This window comes from Bacillus sp. LR--39 (assembly GCF_053613335.1).
On the sequence record NZ_JBSIOT010000084.1, the window covers coordinates 1 to 1,780 of the forward strand.

At 47.1% G+C, this 1,780-nt stretch carries 1 protein-coding gene and 1 pseudogene; both read left to right on the forward strand.

The window, feature by feature from the left end:
- Window positions 1–746, forward strand: a pseudogene (gene efeM, locus ACWHAR_RS20500) (iron uptake system lipoprotein EfeM); the annotation flags it as partial.
- An 18-nt stretch (window positions 747–764) separates the two neighbouring features.
- Window positions 765–1,780: iron uptake transporter deferrochelatase/peroxidase subunit (efeB, locus tag ACWHAR_RS20505; protein WP_452087663.1), on the forward strand; the 1,016-nt coding region annotated here is incomplete at its 3' end.

Below are 1,780 nucleotides of genomic sequence, written 5' to 3' on the forward strand. Positions count from 1 at the left end.
AGAGCGGCAAAAAGGCTCGCGATCAGCTGGCAAAAGCAGCAGATGAGTATAAAGGCTATGTCAAAAAGCAGAGTGGCCAGCTTGTCAAAGCGACTGAAGCATTTACGAGTGCTGTGAAATCCGGTGATATCGAAAAATCTAAAACGTTATATGCGAAAGCGCGTGTTTATTACGAGCGTATCGAACCGATCGCTGAAAGCCTTGGAGATCTTGACCCGAAAATTGATGCACGAGAAAACGATGTTGAAGAAGGAGACAAATGGACAGGCTTCCATAAGCTTGAGAAGGCCATTTGGAAGGATCAAGATATTTCCGGGGAAAAGGCAACAGCTGACCAGCTTCTCAAGGATGTAAAAGAGCTTGACGGTTCAGTTCAATCACTGAAATTAACACCTGAACAAATTGTTGCAGGCGCGATGGAGCTTCTGAACGAAGCCGGAATTTCGAAAATCACGGGAGAAGAAGAGCGCTACTCACGAATTGATTTAGTTGACCTTATGGCAAATGTGGAAGGCTCCGAAGCCGTTTATCAAACAGTGAAAAGCGCGCTTGTAAAAGATCACACCGACTTGACGGAAAAACTGGATACGGAGTTCAGCGAATTTGAAGTTTTAATGGCAAAATACAAAACAAATGATCAGTCCTATACGTCTTATGATAAATTAAGTGAAAAGCAAATCAGAGAGCTGAGCACAAAGCTGACGACTCTTTCTGAAACCATGTCGAAGATTGCGAATGTGCTATAAAAGGAGTTTTGTAACAGCATGAGCGATGAACAAAAAAAGTCAGAACAAATTCACAGACGGGACATTTTAAAATGGGGGGCAATGGCGGGGGCAGCCGTTGCGATCGGTGCCAGCGGACTCGGCGGACTCGCTCCGCTTGTGCAGACCGCGGCTAAGCCATCGAAAAAGGATGAAAAAGAGGAGGAGCAGATTGTTCCGTTTTACGGAAAGCATCAGGCCGGAATCACAACTGCCCATCAGACGTATGTCTATTTTGCTGCACTGGATGTAACAGCAAAAGACAAAAGCGACATCATTACGTTATTTAGAAACTGGACAAGTCTCACACAGATGCTGACATCTGGCAAGAAAATGTCAGCGGAGCAGAGAAATCAGTATCTGCCGCCGCAGGATACAGGTGAGTCTGCTGATTTATCCCCTTCCAACTTAACGGTCACATTCGGATTCGGGCCTGGCTTTTTTGAAAAAGACGGAAAGGACCGCTTCGGGCTGAAAAGCAAAAAGCCGAAGCACCTAGCCGCTCTTCCAGCGATGCCCAATGACAACCTGGATGAAAAGCAGGGAGGAGGGGACATCTGCATTCAAGTATGTGCAGACGACGAGCAAGTGGCGTTTCACGCGCTGCGTAACCTGCTAAATCAAGCGGTCGGCACTTGTGAGGTCCGCTTTGTGAACAAAGGCTTTTTAAGCGGAGGAAAAAATGGCGAAACACCGCGCAATCTCTTCGGGTTTAAAGATGGAACAGGCAACCAGAGCACGGAGGATGACAGCTTGATGAACTCGATCGTGTGGGTTCAGTCCGGTGAGCCTGACTGGATGACGGGCGGCACCTATATGGCTTTCCGGAAAATCAAAATGTTCCTTGAGATATGGGACCGCTCTTCCCTTAAGGACCAAGAGGATACCTTCGGCCGCAGAAAAAGCTCAGGGGCGCCTTTTGGGCAGAAAAAGGAAACAGATCCCGTGAAGCTGAATCAAATTCCGTCTAATTCACACGTCAGTCTAGCGAAATCTACGGGAAAACAAATTTTGCG